Origin of the sequence: Methylosinus sp. R-45379, from assembly GCF_001644125.1 — a bacterium.
Classification (GTDB): Bacteria; Pseudomonadota; Alphaproteobacteria; order Rhizobiales; family Beijerinckiaceae; genus Methylosinus.
This window is the reverse complement of record NZ_LUUM01000271.1, coordinates 29153-51800: the sequence shown is the minus strand read 5'-3', so window position 1 is coordinate 51800 and position 22648 is coordinate 29153. Positions and strand designations below refer to the sequence as shown.

The following is a 22648-nucleotide window of genomic DNA, read 5'->3' as shown; positions in this document are numbered from 1 at the left end:
ATTCGCCTACGCATATCGCGCCGCTATCTTCGCGATCGGGTCGAATGGCGAAGGGCGTCGGCTCAGCGTCGGTGCCGCGGAAACGGGCGTCGCGAACGAAATACGGGCGGTGGATTCGCCGTGGCGAGGCGTAGTTTCGTCGGCGCCCGGCGAAGCGCGGGGCGCAGGGGCGATCGGAGATGACGGCACAGCAGCGGATCGTTCGGGTCCGACGCGAATACAATAAATGGGTCGCCGATCAGACCCTCGAGGACTACGCTCTGCGCTTCACCGCGGAACGCGCGCGCCGATGGTCGCCGTTTCGCGTCGCCAACACCGCCATTGCGTCAGTGTCCTTCCTGGCTCTCGAGGCCATCGGCGCCGCGATCACTTTGACCTGCGGATTCACCAATGCCGCGGCGGCGATCATCGTCGTCAGCGTGATCATCTTCGTCACCTGCGTGCCGATCGCCTATTATGCCGCGCGCTATGGCGCGGACATCGATCTTTTGACCCGCGGCGCAGGCTTCGGCTATCTCGGATCGACGATCACCTCGATCATCTATGCGAGCTTCACCTTCATCTTCTTCGCCATCGAGGCCGCGATCATGGCCAAGGCGCTGGAGGCGGGACTCGGCGTGCCGGATGCTCTCGGCTATCTCGTCTGTGCATTCGCCGTGCTGCCGATCGTCACGCATGGGTTCACATCGATCAGCCGATTCCAGATGTGGACGCAGCCCCTTTGGATCGCGCTCCATGTCGCGCCTTTCGCAGCGATCGCGCTGCAGGATCATGCGACGCTATCCGCTTGGACGAAATTCACCGGCCGCATCGGGCCGCTCGACGGGAAGCTCGATCTCACTTTGTTCGGAGCCGCGTCCGGCGTCGTCTTCGCGCTCGCCGCTCAAATCGGAGAGCAGGTGGATTTTCTGCGTTTCCTCCCCGGAGCCGCGACGGTCGGAAGGGCGAGGTGGTGGGCGTCGCTCATCGCCGCCGGTCCCGGCTGGATCGTCGTCGGCGCGGCCAAAATGCTGGCCGGGTCGTTTCTGGCCTATCTCGCCTTCAAGCACGGCGTCCCGCCCGAGAACGCCGGCGATCCGACGCAAATGTATGTCGTCGCCTTCGGCTATGTGGTGCGCGACGAGACGATCGGCCTCGGACTCGCCACCACTTTCGTCATTGTCTCGCAGCTGAAGATCAATGTGACCAACGCTTATGCGGGATCGATCGCCTGGTCGAACTTCTTCTCGCGGCTGACGCACAGCCATCCCGGCCGCGTCGTGTGGCTGGTGTTCAACATCGTCATCGCGGTCGTCTTGATCGAGCTCGGCGTCTATCGTGCGATCGAAGGCATTCTCGGCTTCTATTCACATGTGGCGGTCGCATGGATCGGCACGCTGTTCGCGGATCTCGCCATCAACAAGCCTCTCGGCCTCAGCCCGAAGGGCATCGAGTTCAAGCGCGCCTATCTCTATGAGATCAATCCGGTCGGCTGCGGCGCGACGCTTTTCGCCAGCGTTTTGTCGATCGCCGCGCACGCCGGGGCGCTGGGCGAAACGTTGAGCGCCATGTCCTGCTATCTCGCTCTCGCTGCGGCGCTCGTCGCCACGCCTCTCATCGCCTATGCGACGAAAGGCCGATTCTACATCGCCCGGCGTGAGCGGACGCCGGCCTCGGCGGAAGCGCAAAAATGCTGCATCTGCGAGCATGAGTTCGAGCCGCAGGACATGGCGAGCTGTCCCGCCTATGCCGGCCCGATCTGCTCGCTATGCTGCACGCTCGACGCGCGCTGCGGCGACGCCTGCAAGCCGGAGACGCGGCTCGCGGACCAGCTGCGACGCTCGCTCGCGCGTGTGCTGTCGGAGCGTGCGGCGGAGATGCTCGGCTCGAATGTCGGGCGTTATCTCGTCATCTTCGCCCTCATCATTTGTCTGCTGGGCGGCGCGCTCTGGCTCGTCTATTGGCAGGCGGTTCTGGATGCGCGCATCGCACCCGCGCTCATCGGACCGCCTCTGCTCAAGGCCTTCGTGATCTTGAGCTTGATCTCGGGAATCATCTCCTGGTTTTTCGTGCTGGCGCAGGAGAGCCGGTTGGTGGCGCAAGAGGAGACGCAGCGCCAGACAACGCTGTTGATGCAGGAGATCGAGGCGCATAAGAACACCGACCGCGCATTGCAGAAGGCGAAGGAGGCGGCGGAGGCCGCCAATATCGCCAAAAGCCGCTATGTCGTCGGCTTGAGCCACGAGTTCCGGACGCCTCTCAATTCCATTCTCGGCTATGTTCAGCTGCTCGAGCGACGGACGCCGTCGGTTCCCTCCGACCCAAACGCTCTGCGCACGATTCGTCGTTCGGCGGAGCATCTGGCCAGTCTCGTGGACGGACTGCTCGACATCGCCAAGATCGAGGCCGGCCGCATGGAGGTGCATCGCGACCATGTGCGTCTGCCGGCGGTGCTGCGGCAGGTCGTCGACATGTTTCGGCTGCAGGCGGAGGCCAAGGGCGTGGCGTTTCGCTACGAGGTTCGAGGCTCGTTGCCGAAATGGGTGCGGATCGACGAGAAGAGGCTTCGGCAGATTCTGCTCAATCTCCTGTCGAACGCTGTGAAGTTCACCGAGGTCGGCGAAGTTCGATTCACGATCGTCTATGACCGCGACATGGCGACATTCGAGGTCGAGGATACAGGTCCCGGCATAGCTTCGGATCAGCACGAGCGAATATTTCGTCCGTTCGAGAGACTCGAATCCGTCGGACGAAAATGGGCGCCGGGAACAGGGCTCGGCCTCACCATCACCAAGCTCATGACCGAGGTGCTCGGAGGCGCGATCTCTTTGCGCAGCAGCGTCGGCCACGGCAGCCTGTTCTCGGTCAAATTCTATCTCCCGCAATCGGCGCCGCCGATCATTTCGGCGCGGCCGGATTATTCGCAGATCAGCGGCTATGACGGCGCACGCGTCACTGTGGTCGTCGCGGATGACGAGGCGAGCCATCGGGAGCTGGTCGCGCGCCTGCTCGCGCCGCTCGGCTTCGTCGTTTTTACTGCGCGGGACGGGACGACCTGTCTCGATCTGGTCGAGCGAGTCGCTCCCCAGCTCGTATTGCTCGACATCAACATGCCCGGGCCATCGGGTTGGGAGGTCGCTCAGACGGTGAGGCGTCGCAAAGGGCGAGACGTGGCGATCGTCATGCTTTCGGCGGACGCCGAAAAGGAGCTCGATGTCGACATCGATCGATGCACATACGAAGGCTATCTCGTGAAGCCTTTCAAGCTCGGCGATCTGCTCGACCTCATCGCCGCGACCTGCGATCTCGTCTGGCGATTCGGCGCGTCGCGGCCTGACGCGGAAGCCCGCGACGCCGGGGCGCGACGGCGGCTGCCGGTCGATGATATCGTCGCGCTCGCGGAGATCGGCCATGCGCGCGGAGTGACTGCGTTGCTGAAGAAGTATCGAGCCGAGTTTCCAGAGGAAGACTCGCTCGTCGAGACGCTGAGCCGGCTGTCGATCGAGATGAAATTCGACGAGCTCGTGACCGTCGCGCGGAGGTCGCAAGTGCGCTCGGATCAGCGAGATCAGATGGAAGCGAGAGATGAAGTCTAGCGTGATCCTCATCATCGACGATGACCCCGGCGCGCTCGCCTTCCTTGCGACGGCTATAGAGGATCGCGGCGCGACGGCGCTCGTCGCGCGAAGTGGGGAGTCGGCTCTCGCCATTTTGGAGCGCTTGACGCCCGACATTATCCTGCTCGATGCTGTAATGCCGGGGCTGGATGGATTCGAAGTCTGCCGCCGTCTCAAGCGGGACGACCGTCTCGCCGGCGTGCCCGTCATCTTTATGACCGGGCTCAGCGACACCGATCACGTCGTTCAAGGTTTCACCGTCGGCGGCGTCGACTATGTGACCAAGCCGATCGTCGTCGAGCAATTGCTGGTGCGGCTGAGTGCGCATATGGCGACGTCCCGCATGGCCCTGCGCGCTCGATCTGCGCTGGACGCCTCCGGCCGTCATCTTTTGGCGACGGACCGACGCGGCTCGGTGATTTGGAGCACGCCGAAAGCCCGCTCGCTGCTCGATCTCGACATGGAAGACGACGACGTCACGGTCTCGCGCCGAGCCGCGCAATTGCGCGCGCTCATGCCCGATGGGCGCGCGAATGCGCAGAAGGAGGCGATCATCACCACCAGGGCCGGCGTCAGAATCCGCATTCTCTATCTCGGCCTCGTCAGCGGGGACGAGCTGCTGTTCTGCCTGACGGAAGCCGATGAGAGCGGCGCGGAAGGCGCGCTGTCGCGCGCTCTGTCGGTCACGCCGCGCGAATCCGAAGTGCTGCTCTGGCTGTCGCGGGGAAAATCGAATGCGGATATCGCCGCAATTTTGGGACTGAGCCCGAGAACCGTGGACAAGCACCTCGAGCAAATCTACAAAAAGATGGGCGTCGAGAACAGAACAGCTGCCGTTCGCATGGCGATTCAGATTATCGAACGCCTTTGAGAAGCGTCATCATGCGGCGCAGCGCCGAGCTGGTCGCAATTTTGGACCGCGTCCTACCGATCGGCAGGAGACGAGGGCGGACGCGTCCTCATCGGGCTTTTTGCTCCGCGAGCGCGAGGCAGTAGGCTCGCCAGCCGCCGTGGCCTGTGACGTCGGCGGCGTCGCTCAGAGCGGCGGGCTCGACGAGAAATCCCTTCGGCGCAGACCCGTCTGCGAGGCGGATTGTTCCGATGCAGAGCGGCGGCGGAACGGCCGCGACGAAGCGGCCGAAAGCGGCGACGTCCAGCGTCCAGACCTCGATTTCCACGCCGCCCGAGCCGGTTTCGTCCCGGATGAGACCTGGCTTCGGCGGCGTTTGGCCTGCAAGCGCATAAAGCCGGTAGCCGGGTTCCGTGCGTGTCGCGCGCGCGAATCTCGCACCGAGCGCCGTCAAATCGCCATTGAGCGGCATGCCGGAGAGATGCGCGCCGACGACGACGATCTCGATCCGCTCTCCATCGTCGGGCGGAGTCGCAATGCGCGGCCGCCTTCGCCAGCTGGTCGCGCCGAGCCCTTCGTCTGCGTGCAAGTCGCGCGCGAGCGCCGCGACGAGGGCATCGCGATTGGCCTGCGCCAATAAGGTGACGCTCGCCGGGCGGCCATCAGCGAGCGCGCCGACGGGAACGGCGACGCCGCAGAGATCGAGCAAATTGACGAAATTCGTGTAGGTTCCGAGCCGCGTGTTGGCGTCGAGCGGCTCCGCCGCGATTTCCGCGAGCGTGTAATGGGTCGGCGCCGTGGGGACGCAGAGAAGATCGACCGACGCCAGCAGCGGCTCGATGCGCGCCTGCAGCGCCCGCAGCGCATAGGCGCTCTCGAAAGCGTCGACTGCCGACAATCCGCTCGCGCCGCAGATGATGGCGCGAGTGACGGGATGCAGCGCCGCCGCATTGGTCTCGATGAACGCGCGAATCGCGGCGTAGCGCTCGGCGACGAAAGCGCCGCTGTAGAGCAGATCGGCGACGGCGTGGAAATCTTCGAAAGGCAGCGGCATGATTTGGCAGCCGAGCTGCTCGAGCCGCCCGAGCGCAGCGTCATAGGCCGCTCGCATTCGCGCGTCGCCGAAGAAGCGCGGCTCCGCCGGGACGCCGACGCGCAGCCGCGGAGGCCGCGCGCCGAGCGGAGCTTTCGGGACTCTCTTGGAAAACGGATCGCTGGCGTCATGCGTCGCCGTGATCTCGAAGACGCGATAGGCGTCCTCGACAGTGAGAGCGAAGATGGAGACGCAATCGAGCGACCGGCAGGCCGGCGTGACGCCCGAGGTCGAGAGCGCCCCTAGGGTCGGCTTCAAGCCGACGATATTGTTCAGCCCCGCCGGTATGCGCCCCGAGCCCGCCGTATCCGTCCCGAGCGCGAAGGCGACGATGCCTCGAGCGACGACGACGGCCGAGCCCGAAGACGAGCCGCCTGGCGCGAGCGTCGGATCGATCGCGTTGCGCGGAACGGGGTAGGGCGTTCGGACGCCGACGAGACCTGTCGCGAACTGATCCATGTTCGTCTTGCCGATGCAGAGCGCTCCCGCGCGCTTCAGCAGAGCGACGACGGTCGCGTCTACCTGTGGGACATGAGAATAGGCCGGGCAAGCGGCGGTTGTCGGCATTCCGGCGACGTCGATATTGTCCTTGACGGCGAAAGGAACGCCCCAGAGCGGGATGGCGGGGTCGAAGGCGCCGAGCGCGGCCGCCTCGCGCAGCAGCGCCTCCTTAGGCGCGAGATGGATGAAAATACCTGGATCCGCCGCCGCCTCGAGCCGGTCATAGACGGTCTCGACGACCGCGAGCGGCGAGAGGCCTCGCGCATAAGCGTCGAGAAGGCTTTCGATGTCGAATTGCAGCATCATCGCTCCGAATCGAGAATCTCGACAGGCTTCGTCCAATGGATCAGCACGACGCAGCCGTCCTTCGACCAGACCGAATGCGCGGTGCCGGGGACGTTCAGCGCCACGGAGCCGGCGCGCAGCTCGCCGGTCTCGTCGCTCTGCGCGCCGTCGAGAACGACGATGGTCTCGAGGCCCATATGCCTATGTCTGGGGACGCACGCGCCCGGCGCGTAGCGGAGCACGGCGAGCGAAGGGTCGTTCGGTGTCTCGCCGCGTTCGAGCCAGCAAATGTCGACGCCATCGCGAAAAGGCGAGAAGGTGAGCGCGCGCCAGCCGCCGGCGAGGAGATCGGCGTAGCATCGATCAGCCATCGCGCAGCCCCGCGAGAATTTGCTCGGTCTTCGCTGTCCATCCGATGATCGCGCCTTGGGCGCGGATCATCTCCAGCGTAGCGGTCTCGAAATGCGGAAAATAGCTCGCGGTCGCATCTTCGGCGAGGAGGCATTCATAGCCGCGGTCATTGGCTTCGCGCATCGTGGTCTGCACGCAGACTTCCGTGGTGACGCCGGCGAAGACGAGCTGCCGAGCGCCGAGCTGCGTCAGCTCTTCTTGTAGTGAGGTCGCGTAAAAGGCGCCCTTGCCTGGCTTTTCGATCACGATCTCGCTGGGGAGAGGGGCGAGCTCGGGCAATATGGCGGCGCCGGGCTCGCCGGCGATCAGCACACGGCCCATCGGACCCGGATCGCCGATGCGCAGGCGCGGAGCGCCGCGGTCGCGCTTGGCGGGAGGGCAGTCCGACAGGTCGGGACGATGACACTCCATCGTATGGATGACGGGAAGGCTGCGCGCGCGAAAGCTCAGCAGCAAACGCAGCACGGTCGGCACGATGGCGCGAAGCCGGGAGACGTCGTTGCCGAGGCTCTCGCCGAAGCCGCCGGGCTCGATGAAGTCACATTGCATATCGATGATGACCAGCGCGAGCGCGCTCGGCTCGAACTCGAAGGCGAACGGCTCCGCCATGATTTTCGCCATCAGCACCTCCCCGCCATATGCCGGCCGATCTCATGCGCATCGGCGGTCGCGATCGGAGTCTCGTAGACGATCGCGCCCTCCGACATGACGAGAATTCGATCCGAAAGCTCCAGAAGCTCGTCGAGGTCCTCGGAAACCAGCAATACGGCGGCGCCGGCGTTGCGGGCTTGCATGATACGAGCGCGAATTTCCGCCACCGCCGCGAAATCGAGGCCGAAGCAAGGATTGGCGACGATGAGGAGATCGACGTCTCCGGTCAGCTCGCGTGCGAGGACGGAGCGTTGGACATTGCCGCCGGAAAGCGTCGCGATCGGCGCATCAAGGGAGGCGGTCTTGACCTCGAAGCGATCAACGAGCCGTTCCGCGTCGCGACGGATCGCCCGACCGTCGAGCCAGCGCCGTGACCTTCCGTCGCGATCGAGATCGAAAGTTCGGAAAGCCAGATTTTCGGCGACGCTCATCAGCGGCGCGCAGGCGTTGCGCAGCGGCTCCTCGGGAATGAAGCGCACATTGAGCTCCTTCATTTCGGCGCGCGTCGCGCCATAGCGCGAGCCTTTGACCCTGATCTTGCCGGATTTCGGCGCGCGCTGGCCTGCAAGGACGTCGAGCAGCTCCCTCTGCCCATTGCCGGCGACTCCGGCGACTCCGACGATTTCGCCGGCGTGAAGGACGAGATCGTCGATTTCGATCGATTTCAGCCCGGCGCTGTTCGGCGCCCGGAGCGTTCTTATTTCCAGCACGGGCTCCGCCGATTCGGCGACGGCGGCGCGGGCGTCGAGCGTCGCGATCTTCTGCTCGCCGATCATCATCGCCGCGAGCGCGGAACGGTCGAGCGCGCTTATCGCGCCGCCGCCGGCGCGCCTGCCTTTGCGCAGCACGGTGACGTCGTCGGCGAAGGCGAAGACTTCGCGGAACTTGTGCGAGATCATCAGCGCGGTGAGCGCGCCGCTGCGCGTCAGCGCGCGCACATGGCCCAGAACTTCTTCCGCCTCGTCAGGCGTCAGCGCGGAAGTCGGCTCGTCGAGGACGAGAAAGCGCCGTCCGAGATAGAGCTGCTTCGCGATTTCGAGCTTTTGCCGCTCTCCCGCGGAAAGCGCGCCCACCGGCCGGTCGAGCGGGACGCGGAAGGGCATGGTTTCCATGAATTGCGTGAGCGCGGCGCGCTCCTTTCGCCAATCGATCACGAAGGGCGCATCGGCGCGCGCGATCACGAGATTCTCGGCCCCCGTCAGCGACGGCGCCAAGGTGAAATGCTGATAGACCATGCCGAGCCCGAGTGTCGCCGCGTCGCGCGGGCCGAGGATCTGCGCCTCGCGGCCGTCGACGAGCATCTGCCCGTCGCTCGGCCTCTGATAGCCCAGCATGCATTTGACGAGCGTCGACTTGCCCGCGCCATTCTCGCCGAGCAGAGCGTGGAAGGAGCCCGCGGCGACGCGCATGGACACGTCATCGAGGGCGAGGAAGCCGCCGAAGCGCATCGTCATGCCGAGCGCTTCGACCTCGATCGCGCGTCCTGTCGCGGAGCCACTCATTCGAGCCTCACGGAAGCGCGGCGAGCAGCGCGGCGGAGGTCGCCACCGCGCCGAAGACGCCGCCTTGCATCTTGATCATCTCGACCGCGGCGCGATGATTGCCAAGGTCGGTGGCGCCGCAACAGTCTTCGAGGAGCAGACATTCGAAGCCACGGTCATTGGCTTCACGCATCGTCGTGTGGACGCAGACATCGGTGGTGATGCCGGTCAGCACGATGTTTTCTATGCCGCGCTGCTTCAAGATCAATTCCAGATCGGTCGCGCAGAAGGAGCCCTTGCCCGGCTTGTCGATGATCGGCTCGCCGTCGAGCGGCGCCAGATCCTCGATGATTTCCCAGCCCGGCTCGCCACGCACGAGAACGCGCCCGCACGGGCCGGGATCGCCGATGCCGGCGCCGATCCGGCGCGAGCGCCACCGCTTGTTGGCCGGCAGATCGGCGAGGTCGCGTCGATGCCCTTCGCGCGTATGGATGACGTGATAGCCCTTGGCGCGCATGGCGCCGAGCACGGATTTTATGGGCTCGATCGGCGCGCGCACGAGCGAGAGATCATAGCCCATCGCATCGACGTAGCCGCCCTTGCCGCAGAAATCGATCTGCATGTCGATGACGACGAGCGTCGTATTATCGGGACGCAGAGCGCCATTATAGGGCCAGGGATAAGGGTCGGCGGCGATATATCGTTCCGCGGCGGCGCGCTCGTTCATGGCGTCGTCTCCTGTTCATCTCGTGATCGACAATTCGCACGGCGCTCCGGCGAGCGCTCGTCCGGGAGAAGAGGTCGCGATCATGATCGCGAGCGTCAGCGCGTAAGGCGCGGCGTAGAACAGATAGTAGCCATGGGTCACGCCGACCGATTGCAGCGCCGGGCCGAGCGCGCCGGCCCCGCCGAACAGCAGGGCCGCCGCGAAGCAGCCGAGTGGATTCCAACGCGAGAAGACGACGAGCGCCACGGCCATCAAGCCTTGGCCGGACGAGATGCTCTCATTCCAGCTGCCGGGGTAATAGAGCGAGAGATAGCCGCCGCCGATCGCCGCGAGGCCGCCGCCCGCCGCCGTCGCGAGCAGGCGCACGCGATCGGGGTCGATTCCCATGGCGCGCGCCGCGTCCGAGCTGTCGCCGACGGTTCTGAGAATGAGGCCGGCGCGTGTGTTGCGAAAGGCCCATTGCAGGAAAACGGCGAGCGCCGCGCCGATGACGAACAGCGCGTTCACGTCGAGCGCGGCGCGCAGCTGCGGAATGTCGGACCAAAAGCCCAAGGAAATGGCTGGCAAGCGCGGCGCGGAAGGTTGGATGAACGCCTTGCCGAAGAAGAAGGCGAGCCCAGTTCCCAGCAGCATGAGCGCAATGCCGATCGCTATGTCGTTCACGCGCGGAAACTTGCAGATCCAGCCGTGCAGCAGGCCGGCGGCGATTCCCGAGACGCCGGCGGCCGCGACGCCGAGCCAGGGCGAATTCGATAGCACGGCTGTCGCGTAGGCCGACATTGCGCCGAAGATCAGAATGCCTTCGAGCCCTATGTTGGCGCGCCCGGCGCGCTCGGTGATCGTCTCGCCGAGCGAGACGAAGATGAAGGGCGTCGAGACGCGGATCGCGCCGCCGACGATGGCGAGCGGCACGCTCCAATATCCAATGTCGGTCGTCTGCATCGCGTCAGCCTTTCCGCGCCCAGCGCTCGGGCGTAAAAATATGGAATCGCCCATAGAGCGTCTCGGCGAATAGAACGACGATGAAGACCATGCCTTGCAGGACGAGGATCGTGGCGTCCGGCAGCTCCATGCGGCGCTGTATGAGTCCGCCGGCGGCGCCGACTCCGCCGAGCAGCATGGCCACGGGAATGATCGCGAGCGGATTTTGCCGCGCGAGAAAGGCGACGAGGATGCCCGTGTAGCCGTAGCCCGAGGCGAGCGACGCATTGGCGGCGCCATGGACTGCCGCGACTTCGATCATGCCGCAGAGGCCAGCAGCGGCGCCCGCGAGCGCGCAGAAGGCGACGATCAGCGCGCCGACCGGCAATCCCTGTATGCGTGCGGCGCGCAGATTGCCGCCGGAGATTCGCGCGGCGAAGCCCCAGGAGGTCTTCTCGATCAGGACGGAAGCGAGAAGGCAGAAAGCAATGCCGACGACCAACCCCCAATGCACGTCGGTCCCCGGAATGGAGCCGATGCGGTCCGCGTCCGGCAGCGGCGCGGTGGACGGCTTGTTGAGGGAAGCGGGATCTCGCAAAGGGCCTTCGACGAGATGATTCATGAGCGCGATGGCGATATAGGCCATCAGCAGGCCGGAGATCGTCTCATTGACGGCGCGGTAATGACGCAGGGCGCCGATCGCGCCGATCCAAGCGCCGCCGACCGCCATGCCGGCGAGCGCCATGGCCGTGACGACGAGCGGCGCCGGCGCCGATGAGAGAGCCGAGCCCGTCGCCGCGGCGGCGACGCCGCCGAGCGCGATAGCGCCTTCGCCGCCGATGATGAGAAGCCCGAGCCGGGCGGGAAGAGCGACGCAAAGTCCGGCGAGCAGCAGAGGCGCGGCGCGCGACAACATGTTCTGGATCGAGAACCAGCTGCCGAAGCCGCCGCGCCATAGCAGCTCGAAAAATTGCGCCGGCGATTTGTCCAGCGTCAAAAGAAGCAGGCTGAACAGCCCGCAGCCTGCGAGCAAGGAGGCGGCGACGATGACGAGCGGCTCGGCTCGGCGAGCGATCCAGGCGCGCTCCGTCGCAAAGTCGCGGCGCTCGCCTCGTCTCGCCGGGTCGTCGGTGATCGTCTCGGTCATGTCGTCCGCTCCATGCGCGCCCGAGGCCATGTCAGGAGATCGCCCCGATGACGCCTTCGACGAGATAATTCATGCTCTCGAGCTCGACGGCGGTCTCGAGATATTTCTTGCCCGCGGGCACGACCAGCGCGCCCTTGTTGTCCTTCAGCGGGCCGGCGACGATCGCGTAGCCGCCCTTGGTCATTTCGGCCTTTTTCGCCTCGAATTGCCGCCTCGCCGCATCCGGCGCCATGGCGCCGAGGGGGCTCGTCTTGACGAAGCCCTCCGCGAGGCCGCCGCGCGTGAAATTCGGCAAAGGCTGGCCGGCCAAAAATTTCTCGACATATGTTTTATAGACTGTCGCCCAGTTCCATTCGGCGCCGGTCAAATAGCGCTCTGGCGCGAGCGGACGTTGGTCCGCGTGATAGCCGCAGACATAGGCGCCGCGCGCAGCCGCCGTCTGAACGACGACCTTGGGGCTGTCGACATGGCAGGTGACGACATCGACGCCCTGATCGAGCAAAGCGTTGGCCGCTTCCGCTTCTTTGACCGCGAGCGACCACTCTCCTGTGAAGATCACCCTGCAGGTGATGTCGGGATCGACGGAGCGCGCGCCGAGCAAAAAGGAATTGATGTTGAGAAGCACCTGCGGAATCGGCTTGGCGGCGACAAAGCCGAGCTTCTTGGTCTTCGTCATATGGCCGGCGACGACGCCATTCAGATATTGGCAGGAGCCGATATAGCCGAAATAGGAGCCAGCATTTTTCGGATTCTTGTCGGTCCACAGTCCCCCGCAGTGGCGGAACTCCGTCTGGGGATATTTGCTCGCGGCCTGCAGCACGAAGGGATTGAAATAGCCGAAGGACGTCGGAAACAGCAGCGACGCGCCCTCGAGATTGATCATCGACTCCATCGTCTTGACGACGTCGATCGTCTCCGGGACCTTCTCTTCCTCTATGACGGTGACGCCACGCAGCTTCTTCACCGCCGCGGCGCCCTCGGCATGCGCCTGATTATATCCATAGTCGTCCTTCGGGCCGACATAGATGAAGCCGATCGTCACGGTCGCCGCGGCCGCGGGCCGCGCGCCCAGCGCCGAAGCCGCCAGCCCCGCCGCTGCGCCCTGGAGGAGATGCCGCCTGTCGAAAATCATGCGTCGCGTCATGGAGAGCTCCTTTCCGCCCCGCGGCGGCTCTGCAATGTGTATGCAATTGATAGTCCATACGCAGAAATCTAATTGTTTCAATGACTGTAATAAGTTATAACTTACTAACTGCCCTATCATTCGGCATTTGCATGCAGTTTATGCCGAAGATTTGGTCATCAGCGCACGGAAGCGGCGATGGAGGATCGGCTCATTGTCATCGGAAGAGGACCAGGCGAGACCGAGCGAAAGCCGACGGAAGCTCGTGCGCGCGGGCACGACCGTCGACCAGATGGTGCGGGCCATTTCGGATCGCATCGTCACCGGCGGCATGCATCCGGGCGAAAAGCTGGACGAAGCTTCGCTGGCCGACCGTTACAAGGTGTCGCGCACGCCGGTGCGCGAGGCGTTGAACCGACTCTCGGCCATGGGTCTCGTCGAACGTCGTCCCAATCGCGGCGCCATCGTCGCCGTCGTCTCGCGCGCGCATCTCGCATCCATGTTCGAGAGCATGGCCGAACTCGAAGCGATCTGCGCTCGCTTTTGCGCCGAACGCATGACCGAACAAGAGCGCCGCACGCTGGAGATCGAGCATAGAGCCGCCGCCGAGCTTGTCGCGCGAGAGGCGGAAGCCGACTATGAGCTCTTCAATTCGGACTTCCACACGCGTCTCTATCGCGGCGCGCATTCGCCGCATATGTGCGAGCTCGCTTCGCAGACGCGTCGCCGGTTGGCGCCGTTCCGTCGCGCGCAATTTCGGCTCGACGGGCGGTTGCAAAAATCCTGGCGCGAGCACGACCGCATCGTCCAGTCGATACTCGCGCGCGACGCGGCGGCCGCCGGATCGGCCGCCCGAGATCATTTGACCGTCGTCGGCGCGGCGAGCGTGATTTTCGTCAACGACGATGTGATCGCCACGAACTCTTGAGCTGGCCCGATTAAAAGACAACGCGACACGGGAATACGACCGCCGCTTCCGCCACCACACGTAGACCCCGGTAACCGAAAGCGATGTGACCGAAAGGCCACTGGTGAAGACGAAGAGCCTGTAGGGAAGACCGAAGGGCTCTGTCGCGAATTTTTCTCGCGGGTCCGTTTGGGCTATGATCGCCGGGCTGGGGCAGGCTGAATAGTCCGATGATCGATTTCAAGGGCAGCCATTTTGAACGCGACGTGATCCTATGGGGCGTCCGGTGGAATGTGGCGTATCCGATGAGCTATCGTCAGCTCGAGGAAATGATGGATGAGCGAGGCGCCGAAGTCGCCCATTCCACGCTCAACCGCTGGGTCGTCAAGTATGCGCCTTTGCTGAAGAAACAGTTCCGTGCTCGCAAGCGCGCGATCGGATCCAGCTGGCGTCTCGATGAGACCTACGTGAAAGTCAAAGGCTGCTGGAAATATCTCTATCGGGCGGTCGACAAGGCGGGCGCGACGGTGGGTTTCCTGCTGACAGCCAAGAGGGACCGCAAAGCTGCGTTGCGCTTCTTACGCAAGGCGATCGGCCGGCATGGCGGGTTTGTCGTAAATTTTTTGTCGCGGGTCATTTTGGGCTATGACCTCCGGCATCAAGCACTTCAGGCCGTCGACCACGGCGATCAGTATGTCGCCGACGCAGCGGTTTTTCAGCTCGTTCATCACCCCAAGCCAAAATTTGGCGCCCTCCGCGGTTTCGATCCAAAGCCCCAAAATGTCCTTCGTTCCGTCTGCCGTGACGCCGAACGCGAGATAGACCGCCTTGTTCCGAACCAAGCCCTCATCGCGGATTTCACGCGCAGCACGTCGAAGAAGACCAAGGGATACATCGCCTCGAGCGGCCGGTTCCGCCATTCGGCGACGGTCTCCAGCACGGCGTCGATGACCGTCGACCAAGCCACCCTTGGAAAAAACCTCCTTCGGATCGCGTCCCGACAACTATTGGTCCAATGTGTCCTTCTTAATCGCAATAGCTCGCCTCCTGCGGTTCTACTATGGCCTCACACACAAGATTCCTGACAGTCCCGGACTTTTTGCTGCACGCGAAGCAAGATGTCGCCGCCGCCAAAGCGTGTTTCCGTGGCGCGTTCGCGCGCCACGGACCGCCGCCGCGCAAAATCAGGCTCGACGGATATCAGGCGTCACATCGGGCGGCGCGTGAGGTTCTCGCACAGCATCGTCGCGGCGCGCCGACTCGAATTCGATCTTCGAAATACCTGAATAACCGAATTGAACAGGATCACCGATCCACCAAGCTTCGTTTGGGGCCGATGCTCGGGCTCGAGCGATTCCGACATGCGGCGATCACCATCGTCGGCGTCGAGCTCATGCATCGCATCAGAAAGGGGCGATCCGCGCTGAGCAGATCTAGAACCGCCGGGACGACTGCGCCGAAATCTGGAGTGCGGTGCTCGCTGCCTGATCCTAACGAACTGCCTGACCCCATCGCGTAGCTATCGGCAAAAATTGCACGGAAACCGCTTTAGTCATCGCCGCCAAGGTGGTGCGCCGGCGCTTTCCGAAGCGTCAACAGCGCAACAGATATGATAGAGCGAACTCGCAGGAGCAAAATCGTTCTTCACGCATCCGTGGGCGTCGAATTCATCGATCCAGCTGCCCGAGAGAGCTGGCTCGAGAAACCGTTCGTGCATCGCGTCCAGGAAGTCCTTCGCCGTCGGGCCGCAGAAACGCTCCTGTCGCGCACTCATCACCAAGGCGGCCTTTGCCGCCTCCGTATAAAACCAGAGGCGCGTCGAACGATCCACGGCTCCGCCAATCGTCCCGCGCGCGAAGATTTCGCAGTTGGAGTCGACGCCAACGTGCAGCGCCGTGTCCCAGAGTCGATCCAAAGCGTTCGCCAGATCGAACCGTTGCAATTTTTCGTAGCGATCCAATAGCCAGATCCACTCGAAGTGATGGCCGGGCTCGAAAGGAAAGTGAGGGCTGTCGAGGGGACGCCATTCATTGTCGAAAAACTCGACGACGACCGAGCCTTGACTTTGAAGAAAGCGCGCAAAGAACAGGTCGCGCACTGCCGTCGCGCGTTCGAAATAGCTCGATCTTTTTGTCGCATCGAAAAGCGCAAGTAGCGCCTCCAGCAAATGCATGTGCGGATTTTGACGACGGTGGCCGCGGGAGTCCGGGAGCGTCTCGATATATCCACCATGCGCCGAGGCCATGTATCCGTCCAGGAAATCCAGTGTCTTATCCGCTAGCGCAATATAGGCGCGATCCTGTGTCGTCTCATAGGCCGTCGCCAAGCCTAGCAGGACGAACGCATGCGTATAGAGATCGCGACGACTATCGACGACTGCGCCGTCACGCGCGACAGAAAACGCCCAGCCACGCGCGCCATCGACGCCGTAATATCGCCTGACCATCGAATCGGCCGCCCGCGAGACCAAGTCCTCGCTGTCCGAAAGCCAGCCGTTTCTATGCGCTGTCCCAAAAGCGTAAATCTGGCGAGCTTGCACCATAGCTCGCCTCGGCGTGTCGAGCAGAGGCTCTCCTCGAGAGGAGAGACGTTCGACAAACGAATCCGTATCCCGATCCCATCCGACCGACGACCATAAGGGAAGAGCTTTCTCCTTCAACCAGGCGCAGACGGAGCACGGCGCCACCACTCTCGTCATATCATTCCTCTCGGGTTCGTGACGTTCGGCGTAGGCGAATAGACTTGCGCGCGATCGACGCATGTCGACGGTAGGTTCTCTGAGCCGCCGGGCGAGCACGTCTCCACGCCGATCGGCGCCCCTACGATTTCGCGCGAGCATGACGCTCGGCAACACGCTCGATCTCCGGTCGTATAGACTCATAGAGATCGCCCCCTGGGAACAATAGTCCTCGGATCCCTCCACGCCGCGCCGCCTCTACGTCACTTTCTTTGTCGCCAACGAGAAAACTCATAGCGACGTCGATCGGCCAGTCTTCCAATGCCTGCAGGATCATGCCCGGATTGGGCTTACGATCTGGATGATCCGGGTGCCGCCATTCGATATCGATGGCTTCGGGGTGGTAGGGGCAGAAATAGAACGCGTCGATGTGCGCGCCCGCCGCAGCGAGCTGCTCGGACATGGCCGTATGAAAGCGTTGGACATCCTCGATGCGAAAGAGCCCGCGCCCAACGCCCGATTGATTGGTGACCACGATGACCAAGCCCCCCGAGTCATTGACGCAACGAATGGCTTCAATGGCGCCCGGAATCCAATCGAACTCCTCCGCACGATGGCTATAGCCAAAATCGCGATTGAGCACCCCGTCGCGGTCAAAGAACACGGCAGGACGACGTCGAGCGGAAAGGTCACGACGCGCTTCGAAGAGAGAGTCTGGCGTTCCGATATCGATGAAATAGCCTTCGAACTCTGCCCCGGCCAGCGTGCGCGCTTTCGCGAGTCGAGGATAAACGTTCAACTCCATCGAGCTCGGCCACTCTCCGACGCAGCCTAATATCTCCCGTCGAAACACGCCGACGCCGCCATTGATCAACGCCGCCCCGGCGCCACACTGCTTTTCGTGAAAGGCGACGACATATCCATTCTCCGTTACCACGCTGCCGTAACGGCTCGCATTCGATGTCCGACGGAGCGCGAGCGCGCCCATGAGGTTTGGATCGCTCTCTATCAACGCCGTGAGCCGCCGCAAATTGACGTCGAACAGCGTATCGCCATTCACCAGCAAAAAAATCGGGTCGAGCAATGGCTCCGCATTCTTCAATGCGCCCGCTGTTCCCGCCGGAACGCTCTCGACGATCACACGGACAGCCGCTCCGTGAATGGAGCGGCCATCGTAGCGCTGCGCTATTTTGTCGGCCAAATGTCCCGCGAGCAATAGAATATCCTGGAACCCGTGGCGAGCGATTTCGAACAGCAGAAGGTCGAGAAACACCATATCTTCGTCGATGGCCATGAGCGGCTTCGGAGTTGCGGCCGCTAAGGCGCCGAGACGAGTTCCCTTGCCGCCGACCAATATTACCGCCTGTTTCGTCACCATCGCGCCGCGAACCTCTCGTCTGGGCATTCCATCGAAGGTCAGGTCGTTCGCTTCTGAAATTTGGACCAGGCCGCTTTCGAAAGCTCTTTCCAGGCGCCAGCGAATATATCGTGTGACGGAAGAGAGAGCGCTCCCGCCCAATGCGCCAGATAAATCTCTTTGCCATCGGGATCGAGCGGCTTGCCATCTCGGAAGGTGATTCCGGGCGCCTTGTAGAAATTCTCATGCGAAGCATTGTCGACGCAATGTGGCAATAGCGCCGTCTTCAACCCACGCCGATGCACGACAAAATTCATCAGAGGCTGCGCGAACAGCTGACCTCGCTTGCGAATGTCGTGAAACATCTCGACGTCGCTGTCGATCGTTGCGAGAACATCGGAAAGCGTGAGGAAGCGGCTCGACGTCACCCAAAATCCGTCGTTGAATAAGAGAGCGTCGTCCAAGAAGGCGTGTCTTTTTCGATTCTCGTTGTAGACATAGTCGAAGCTCGGCGATGCGACGATGAACTCGACCTTCCCCCTTTCGAGCCGACCGAAAACCGGCCTCAGATCCCGAAAAAGGATCACATCGACGTCCACGTAGGCGACCTCGTCGAGAGGCAGTACGAGCGCCTGCAGCTTACGAAGCCGGCGTCGATTCGCGTTGAAGATCCCGGGATAGAGTTGATAGGACAATCGATCGATTTCAACCGGCTCGCTTTCGACAATCGTCGCGCCATATAGTTCCGCCGCGCGTTTGGTTAGAGACATATTGTCATCGTAGGGGATGAGATAGAGCGGAAGCGAGGAGTTCGTGACGCTATAGCTCTCCAAGAACGGTAGCAACCAATCGATCACTTTGTCATTGGCGACAATCGAGACTCCATATCGTCGGTCGGCGGCGGGCGATTGATCGAACTCGGTCTCGTTCATCTGTAGTTCCGTATCCTATGCGGACGAATATCCCATTTGATCGACGCCAGGAATCGCGGCTCGAAATTGCCGCTGCGTTCCAACCGCGAAAGCCCCGACGTTCGAGTAGAGGGTACGCCGCGCGATGCATCCGTCACACCAATTTCAGCTGAAGCAGAAAGTCCTGCGTATGGCGAAATTAAGACTGCATCCCGAAACAATGTCGCGCTTTTCCGACTCTCTACAAGATGTCGCTTTTAACTCGAATGCGACATCATCTGGAAACACAGTTCCCCGGCTAAGGCGCTAAAGGGGCGCGGGTGGCAGTTCCAAAGAAGGCTTCTTGAACGACATGCCGCGCTTCGAGAGAACGAACAATCCGAGCCCCACCCGGTTATTCGGCCGGAAGCTCGATGGGAAAACGGTCGCCATCGTTCATCCAGCTTGGTCGTCATGTGGAACCTATCGCGTCATTTGCGCCCAGGCCCTGGCCTATCGCGCGCTCGGCGCGCGCGTCCTGTCGATCGCTCTGATGGATGCGCCGACCGCCCAGGCGCCTCGCGGAAAGCGGTGGCGGAAGTATTTGAGCGAAACTCACGATCTGCCGGTCGACGAGCGCTATTTTTCCGGTCCGCCCACTCGAAGCTTGGCGAGCCTCTCCTTGCTCAAAGACGGATGGTGGCCGCTCATCCACGGGGACCAAGCGTCGTGGCTGATCGAGCTCGTCGAGCGGACGCCATTACCCAACGGCCTCGACGACGAAGCGATCGACCTGGTTCACGCCAATCACTTCTTCACATTGCCGTTCGTGCGGCGATTGGTAGGAAAACGTCGAGCGCCCGTGGTTCTCGAGACGCATGACGTCCAAGCCTCTCAATTCCTGCTTCGTAACCGAGATGGGTTCTTTATTTCCCCGCAAATTGGATTCGACGCGCTTCTCGCTATCGAGCTCGAGTGGATGAGAACAGCGGACATTTGCGTGCATCTCAATTACGAAGAGTGCGAGCTGTTCGAGCGCTTGCTGCCGCAAATGCGTCATGCGCTCGTCTACCCTGCGGTTCCGCCGGCGGCGCAATCGCGAAGGAGCGAGAGGATCATAGCTGTCGCGAGCGGACACTATCCGAACTATCTTGGAATCAAATGGCTGTTGGAGGAGGTTCTGCCTCTGGCGCCGCAGGTTTCGATCGACATCGTCGGCGATATCGATCAAGTGATCAAAGCCCGCGACAAGCGACTGTACGACGCATATCGACATCTATTTTTGGGTCGCGTGCCGGAGATCGAGTGGGTCTATGAACGCGCAGCCTGCGTTTTGCTGCCCACACTGGGAGGATTCGGGCTGTCGATCAGGACGGTGGAAGCTCTTTCCAGTGGTGCGCCCCTGATTGCGACGCCGCTTGCATTTCGTGGCCTGAATGTCGATTTGCAAGAGATTCGCAACGTCACCGTCGCCGCGGATGCGCCGAGCTTCGCCGCTGCGCTGCGGCACGTTCATGCGCGCTCGAGCTGCGGCGATGGCGTCACGCCGAATTGCACGAGCGACACCCGCCGCTTTTTCGATCGAGTGTTCGGTTTCGATGCTTATGTCGAGGCGCTCTCGGGAATAGCTGCAGAGATGTTAGTCGCATGAACCAGTCCTTCTTCTTCCGTCCGGCGCACTCGGCGTCACTCGTCGACAAGGAAGTGGCCGTGGTGCATCCGGCGTGGCATTCCTGCGGAAGCTACCAGTCGATCCTCGGTCAAATCGCCGCGTATCGTGCAATGGGCGCACATGTTTCGACTATCGCGGTCAGCACTGATCCCGGTTTCGTTCCCGGCCGCTCCTGGATATGGCGGTCCTACCTCGAGTCGACGTCGGAACTCGAAAGCGATGCGCGCTTCGTCGGCGGCGCCCCCCTCCGCACGGTTTTGCACCCCAAATTCCTTCGCGATGCCGTTTGGCCGTATGCGCATGGCAATCAGGCAATCATCCGCACGGCTCTTGCGGAGCGAGCGCTGTTCTCCAAAGATCTCGAGAGACGATCGTTCGATCTCGTGCACTGCAATCACTTTTTTTTGATGCCTGTGGCCGTGCGTCTCTCCCGGGGACGCTCGCCTATTCTTCTCGACAGTCACGATCTGCAAGCGCGTCAATTCATGCTGATGAATACGAAGATCGGGTGGCTGCGTCCACATGCGAGCTACGAGTCGATGCTCGCAGTCGAGCTCGAGAGCATGCGGCGCGCCGATCTGCTCTTGCATGTGAATGTGGAAGAGCACGAAGCTTTCGCGCTACTGCTTCCGGAGAAGCGCCATGCTCTCCTCTACCCGGCAGGTCCAGAGGCGCCGGTCGGCCCGGGTGGCGATGACATCGTCATCGTAGCGAGCAACAATACCGCCAATGTCGAAAGCGTCGTCTGGTTTCTGCGGCAGGTTGCGCCGAAGATCGCGGGGATCAACATCAGAATCGTCGGCAATGTCGATAGCGGCGTGCGATCGGAAGCGCCCGAGGAGTTCGGACGCTATCGCGATTGGTTCGTCGGACGCGTGGACGATGTCCGAAGCGTCTATGGAACCGCTCGCCTCGTTCTTCTACCGATGGTCCAGGGCTTCGGGCTGTCGATCAAAACGCTGGAAGCGATGGCGAGCGGATTGCCAATGATCGCGACCTCCGCCGCTCTACGTGGAATGCACGATGACGCCGCCTCTCTCGGAGAGGTGACAGTCGCCGACGACCCGGAGGCATTCGCACATGCGCTGCGGGAAAAAGCGCGAGAACGCAGTCCGTCAGAAGCGCAGCGACGAATGAGCGGGGTGAGAGCCTATTACGACGCGAATTTCTCCTTGTCGGTCTATGAACGAAATCTCGAGGCTCTGGTGGCATCGACCCTGGGGAACGGATGTCAGCCATGAAATCTCTCGCTAACGGCTCAGACCTCCTTCGGCCCGGAATACGCAGCGTCCAGGCGACGGCCGTCTCGACCATTCGTTCGCGCGCGCCATTGCGCTTGGGGTTCGGTGGCGGCGGCACGGATCTTTCGCCATTTTGCGATTTGCATGGCGGCGCGGTGTTGAACTGCACGATCGATCGCTACGCATATTGCTATGTCACTCCGCGGAACGATATGAAGGTGATCTTCGACGCGCGCGACAAGGGGGTAACCGAATGCCACGCGTTCGGTACGCCGATCGACAGCTCGTTTGGTTTGCGGCTCCATAGAGGGATATTCAATCGATTTCTCGAGGATGGCGTCCTATCGCGATCTACAGGCGTCACCATAGTGACGACGGCGGATGCGCTCGCAGGTTCTGGGCTCGGAACGTCGTCCGCGCTCGTCGTCGCTATGTGCGAGGCAATGCGGGAATATGCGGGCGCGCCGCTCGGACGTTACGAGCTGGCGCATTTGGCGTTCGAGATCGAGCGTCGAGAGCTTCGGCTCGCAGGCGGCAAGCAGGATCAATATTCGGCCGCCTTCGGAGGGGTCAATTTCATCGAATTCTTCGACCAGGATCGCGTGATCGTGAATCCGCTGCGCGTGCATAGGAATATCTTGCTGGAGCTCGAAGCGTCGCTGGTGATTTGCTTTACCGGGCTGTCCCGAGATTCCGACGCGATCATCGACGCCCAGATCAGCAGAATCGTGTCGAAGGACGCTGGCGTCGTCGAAGCAATGCTGTCGCTCAAAGAGGCGGCGTTCGCGATGAAGCGCGCATTGCTCGCAGGTGATTTATGTGCTTTTGGAGACACGTTGAATCGGTCTTGGCTGTCGAAGAAAAGCACCGCGGCAACGATTTCGAACGATCTCATCGAGCGACTGCTGAAGATCGGGCATGACGCCGGCGCCTATGCCTGTAAGGTGTCGGGAGCCGGTGGAGGAGGTTTCCTTTTGTTCATGACGCCGCCCGAGCGCAAGTCGGAACTGATCGGTGCGCTCAATGTTGCCGGCGGGGAAGCGACACCGGTGCGTTTGACCGAAGATGGCGTCGAGGCTTGGACGCAGCCTTGAGATAACGACTTCCGCCGGTCCTGA

18 protein-coding genes and 2 pseudogenes are annotated in these 22648 nt (G+C 62.4%); 8 read left to right on the top strand and 12 right to left on the bottom strand.

From position 1 onward, the window contains the following. Positions 1-179: 179 nt before the first annotated feature. On the top strand, positions 180-3575 hold the full coding sequence (locus A1351_RS17090) for an ATP-binding protein (protein WP_024882094.1): 3396 nt from the start codon (positions 180-182) through the stop codon (positions 3573-3575). Continuing rightward, on the top strand, positions 3565-4467 hold the full coding sequence (locus tag A1351_RS17085; protein WP_036290041.1) for a DNA-binding response regulator: 903 nt from the start codon (positions 3565-3567) through the stop codon (positions 4465-4467). Before A1351_RS17090 ends, A1351_RS17085 begins: the two co-directional genes overlap by 11 nt. An 88-nt stretch (positions 4468-4555) precedes the next feature. Here A1351_RS17085 and atzF read toward each other — a convergent pair whose 3' ends face one another. From atzF to A1351_RS17045, 8 genes are read right to left on the bottom strand one after another with little or no spacing between them, the layout of a single operon-like run. Further along, positions 4556-6346, bottom strand: a complete 1791-nt coding sequence (atzF, locus tag A1351_RS17080) for an allophanate hydrolase (RefSeq protein WP_024882092.1) — start codon at positions 6344-6346, stop codon at positions 4556-4558. Then, complete coding sequence (locus A1351_RS17075; protein WP_024882091.1) at positions 6343-6696, bottom strand: cupin domain-containing protein; 354 nt, start codon at positions 6694-6696, stop codon at positions 6343-6345. The genes atzF and A1351_RS17075 overlap by 4 nt, the downstream gene beginning before the upstream one ends. Next, positions 6689-7357, bottom strand: a complete 669-nt coding sequence (locus tag A1351_RS17070) for a cysteine hydrolase family protein (RefSeq protein ID WP_024882090.1) — start codon at positions 7355-7357, stop codon at positions 6689-6691. Before A1351_RS17070 ends, A1351_RS17075 begins: the two co-directional genes overlap by 8 nt. Then, positions 7357-8889, bottom strand: coding sequence for an ABC transporter ATP-binding protein (locus tag A1351_RS17065; RefSeq protein ID WP_064033555.1), 1533 nt, complete (start codon positions 8887-8889; stop codon positions 7357-7359). Before A1351_RS17065 ends, A1351_RS17070 begins: the two co-directional genes overlap by 1 nt. Before the next feature lie 7 nt (positions 8890-8896). Continuing rightward, a complete protein-coding gene (locus A1351_RS17060; protein WP_024882088.1) occupies positions 8897-9595 on the bottom strand; it encodes a cysteine hydrolase family protein in 699 nt (232 codons plus the stop codon). 15 nt (positions 9596-9610) lie between these two features. Beyond that, positions 9611-10537 carry an ABC transporter permease gene (locus A1351_RS17055; protein ID WP_024882087.1) on the bottom strand — a complete coding sequence of 309 codons (927 nt, stop codon included), beginning with the start codon at positions 10535-10537 and terminating at the stop codon, positions 9611-9613. 4 nt (positions 10538-10541) lie between these two features. Continuing rightward, positions 10542-11663 (bottom strand): ABC transporter permease, encoded by a 1122-nt coding sequence (locus A1351_RS17050; RefSeq protein ID WP_024882086.1) that lies wholly within the window; start codon positions 11661-11663, stop codon positions 10542-10544. Positions 11664-11694: 31 nt separating this feature from the next. Then, positions 11695-12807, bottom strand: a complete 1113-nt coding sequence (locus A1351_RS17045; protein ID WP_024882085.1) for a BMP family ABC transporter substrate-binding protein — start codon at positions 12805-12807, stop codon at positions 11695-11697. A gap of 271 nt (positions 12808-13078) precedes the next feature. On the opposite strand from A1351_RS17045, the gene A1351_RS17040 reads away from it, so the two are divergent. Together A1351_RS17040 and A1351_RS24105 are read left to right on the top strand one after the other, a co-directional pair. Then, a complete protein-coding gene (locus A1351_RS17040; RefSeq protein ID WP_024882084.1) occupies positions 13079-13714 on the top strand; it encodes a GntR family transcriptional regulator in 636 nt (211 codons plus the stop codon). A 209-nt stretch (positions 13715-13923) separates the two neighbouring features. Continuing rightward, a pseudogene (locus A1351_RS24105) lies at positions 13924-14295 on the top strand (IS6 family transposase); the annotation flags it as partial. A gap of 36 nt (positions 14296-14331) precedes the next feature. On the opposite strand, the pseudogene A1351_RS24100 reads toward A1351_RS24105, so the two are convergent. Next, positions 14332-14651, bottom strand: a pseudogene (locus A1351_RS24100) (transposase); the annotation flags it as partial. A gap of 102 nt (positions 14652-14753) precedes the next feature. Here A1351_RS24100 and A1351_RS24095 point away from each other — a divergent pair. Continuing rightward, positions 14754-15212 (top strand): DDE-type integrase/transposase/recombinase, encoded by a 459-nt coding sequence (locus A1351_RS24095; protein WP_083967391.1) that lies wholly within the window; start codon positions 14754-14756, stop codon positions 15210-15212. A gap of 33 nt (positions 15213-15245) precedes the next feature. Here A1351_RS24095 and A1351_RS17025 read toward each other — a convergent pair whose 3' ends face one another. The 3 genes from A1351_RS17025 to A1351_RS17015 form a co-directional block, all read right to left on the bottom strand. Further along, positions 15246-16391: an AGE family epimerase/isomerase gene (locus A1351_RS17025; RefSeq protein ID WP_064033554.1), complete on the bottom strand. Its 1146-nt coding sequence runs from the start codon at positions 16389-16391 to the stop codon at positions 15246-15248. Between the two features lie 121 nt (positions 16392-16512). Further along, positions 16513-17748 (bottom strand): HAD-IIIA family hydrolase, encoded by a 1236-nt coding sequence (locus A1351_RS17020; protein ID WP_036310333.1) that lies wholly within the window; start codon positions 17746-17748, stop codon positions 16513-16515. Between the two features lie 38 nt (positions 17749-17786). Further along, positions 17787-18659, bottom strand: coding sequence for a hypothetical protein (locus tag A1351_RS17015; RefSeq protein WP_024882079.1), 873 nt, complete (start codon positions 18657-18659; stop codon positions 17787-17789). A 331-nt stretch (positions 18660-18990) separates the two neighbouring features. On the opposite strand from A1351_RS17015, the gene A1351_RS17010 reads away from it, so the two are divergent. Genes A1351_RS17010 through A1351_RS17000 form a run of 3 tightly spaced genes read left to right on the top strand, consistent with a single transcriptional unit; the run spans position 18991 to position 22624 of the window. Further along, positions 18991-20268, top strand: a complete 1278-nt coding sequence (locus A1351_RS17010; protein WP_024882078.1) for a glycosyltransferase — start codon at positions 18991-18993, stop codon at positions 20266-20268. Then, positions 20265-21530 carry a glycosyltransferase gene (locus A1351_RS17005; protein ID WP_051465594.1) on the top strand — a complete coding sequence of 422 codons (1266 nt, stop codon included), beginning with the start codon at positions 20265-20267 and terminating at the stop codon, positions 21528-21530. Before A1351_RS17010 ends, A1351_RS17005 begins: the two co-directional genes overlap by 4 nt. Further along, positions 21518-22624, top strand: a complete 1107-nt coding sequence (locus A1351_RS17000; protein ID WP_051592309.1) for a hypothetical protein — start codon at positions 21518-21520, stop codon at positions 22622-22624. Before A1351_RS17005 ends, A1351_RS17000 begins: the two co-directional genes overlap by 13 nt. Positions 22625-22648 lie beyond the last annotated feature (24 nt).

Bases quoted from the DNA above. Each gene is read 5' to 3' on its own strand.
- A1351_RS17090 (WP_024882094.1), top strand. From the start codon at position 180: ATGACGGCACAGCAGCGGATCGTTCGGGTCCGACGCGAATACAATAAA.
- A1351_RS17085 (WP_036290041.1), top strand. From the start codon at position 3,565: ATGAAGTCTAGCGTGATCCTCATCATCGACGATGACCCCGGCGCGCTC.
- atzF (WP_024882092.1), bottom strand. From the start codon at position 6,346: ATGATGCTGCAATTCGACATCGAAAGCCTTCTCGACGCTTATGCGCGA.
- A1351_RS17075 (WP_024882091.1), bottom strand. From the start codon at position 6,696: ATGGCTGATCGATGCTACGCCGATCTCCTCGCCGGCGGCTGGCGCGCG.
- A1351_RS17070 (WP_024882090.1), bottom strand. From the start codon at position 7,357: ATGGCGAAAATCATGGCGGAGCCGTTCGCCTTCGAGTTCGAGCCGAGC.
- A1351_RS17065 (WP_064033555.1), bottom strand. From the start codon at position 8,889: ATGAGTGGCTCCGCGACAGGACGCGCGATCGAGGTCGAAGCGCTCGGC.
- A1351_RS17060 (WP_024882088.1), bottom strand. From the start codon at position 9,595: ATGAACGAGCGCGCCGCCGCGGAACGATATATCGCCGCCGACCCTTAT.
- A1351_RS17055 (WP_024882087.1), bottom strand. From the start codon at position 10,537: ATGCAGACGACCGACATTGGATATTGGAGCGTGCCGCTCGCCATCGTC.
- A1351_RS17050 (WP_024882086.1), bottom strand. From the start codon at position 11,663: ATGACCGAGACGATCACCGACGACCCGGCGAGACGAGGCGAGCGCCGC.
- A1351_RS17045 (WP_024882085.1), bottom strand. From the start codon at position 12,807: ATGACGCGACGCATGATTTTCGACAGGCGGCATCTCCTCCAGGGCGCA.
- A1351_RS17040 (WP_024882084.1), top strand. From the start codon at position 13,079: ATGGTGCGGGCCATTTCGGATCGCATCGTCACCGGCGGCATGCATCCG.
- A1351_RS24095 (WP_083967391.1), top strand. From the start codon at position 14,754: ATGGCCTCACACACAAGATTCCTGACAGTCCCGGACTTTTTGCTGCAC.
- A1351_RS17025 (WP_064033554.1), bottom strand. From the start codon at position 16,391: ATGACGAGAGTGGTGGCGCCGTGCTCCGTCTGCGCCTGGTTGAAGGAG.
- A1351_RS17020 (WP_036310333.1), bottom strand. From the start codon at position 17,748: ATGGTGACGAAACAGGCGGTAATATTGGTCGGCGGCAAGGGAACTCGT.
- A1351_RS17015 (WP_024882079.1), bottom strand. From the start codon at position 18,659: ATGAACGAGACCGAGTTCGATCAATCGCCCGCCGCCGACCGACGATAT.
- A1351_RS17010 (WP_024882078.1), top strand. From the start codon at position 18,991: ATGCCGCGCTTCGAGAGAACGAACAATCCGAGCCCCACCCGGTTATTC.
- A1351_RS17005 (WP_051465594.1), top strand. From the start codon at position 20,265: ATGAACCAGTCCTTCTTCTTCCGTCCGGCGCACTCGGCGTCACTCGTC.
- A1351_RS17000 (WP_051592309.1), top strand. From the start codon at position 21,518: ATGTCAGCCATGAAATCTCTCGCTAACGGCTCAGACCTCCTTCGGCCC.